This is a genomic window from Candidatus Hydrothermales bacterium (genome assembly GCA_039630235.1).
Taxonomy (GTDB): Bacteria; Hydrothermota; Hydrothermia; order Hydrothermales; family JAJRUZ01; genus JBCNVI01.
This window is the reverse complement of sequence record JBCNVI010000002.1, coordinates 2,982-3,929: the sequence shown is the minus strand read 5'-3', so window position 1 is coordinate 3,929 and position 948 is coordinate 2,982. Positions and strand designations below refer to the sequence as shown.

The window sequence follows — 948 nt, the reverse complement described above, 5'->3', positions numbered from 1 at the left end:
GCTTATCAATAGCAGTTGATGCTTCAGGTAATGCTTTTGTAACTAGACGTACTTCTTCAGCCAATTTTCCTGTTTACAATCCAGGTGGTGGCGCCTATTACCAAGGAACACATGTAGGGGGATTTTATGATGCCTTTATTTTAAAATTTGAGGGTGGTTCATTATTTGGAGAGCAGGATAGCAATCCTAAATTCAAATCTATTCCAGTAAAAGAAGAACCACAAATTCCTTCTATTCCCTCTTTCTTTAAAAATAGTTTAACTATAAAATTTTTAAAGCCTCTTGAAGAAAGAATGGAAATAATTATTTATAGCCGTACAGGTGACTTAGTTTATTCAGTTAATTATCCATATACTTTTTCAGTGACGCTCTCAGACAAAGAGATAGGAGATTTAAAGGAGGGAATTTATTTTCTCTATGTTTATTCAGGCAAAAAAGTATTTGGTCCATTTAAAGTTGTAAAACTAAACTCACCTTAGAATAAAGTTTAATTAAAAAGAAAATTGATGCAAAGAAAAAAAATTAAAGGGGGATCACTTTAGAGAAGTTGGAGATTACTAGATTTTTTGATAAAATGAGAATTTTTTTAAATTTTTACCCTTACTTGGACAAAGAGTACTTTATTAGGTGAAATTTTTTCAAAAAGAGGAATGTATTTATCGCCTTTTTTCTTTACACCAAAGGTGTAGCTATATCTATACTTATCTATCAGAGATATTTTTGCTCCCATTCTTTAAAAAATTCATCAAGTTCTTTACTCCACATTGAAAATGCTTCGTCTCTTACACCAAAAAATAAAAGCACATCTTCTTTAATGTTTTTTAAATAACTTAACAAACTATCAGCATGCTCTTTTTTTACTATGTGTATCATTTTATTTCTATACTCTTGTAACTCTCATTAGAAATCTTCACTACATAGAGCCCTCTTTTATCTCCCTTAATTTAT

Annotated in this window: 3 protein-coding genes; 1 reads left to right on the top strand and 2 read right to left on the bottom strand. The window is 30.1% G+C overall.

Features of this window, described 5'->3' with window-relative positions:
- Positions 1–479, top strand: a 479-nt coding sequence (locus ABDH49_02450) for a hypothetical protein (GenBank protein MEN3045838.1), incomplete at its 5' end; no start/stop codon positions are given.
- 107 nt (positions 480–586) lie between these two features.
- Here ABDH49_02450 and ABDH49_02445 read toward each other — a convergent pair.
- Together ABDH49_02445 and ABDH49_02440 are read right to left on the bottom strand one after the other, a co-directional pair.
- On the bottom strand, positions 587–730 hold the full coding sequence (locus ABDH49_02445) for a hypothetical protein (GenBank protein MEN3045837.1): 144 nt from the start codon (positions 728–730) through the stop codon (positions 587–589).
- The gene (locus ABDH49_02440; protein MEN3045836.1) at positions 709–873 is read right to left on the bottom strand and encodes a hypothetical protein; all 165 of its coding nucleotides are present in this window, start codon (positions 871–873) and stop codon (positions 709–711) included. Before ABDH49_02440 ends, ABDH49_02445 begins: the two co-directional genes overlap by 22 nt.
- Positions 874–948: the final 75 nt, after the last annotated feature.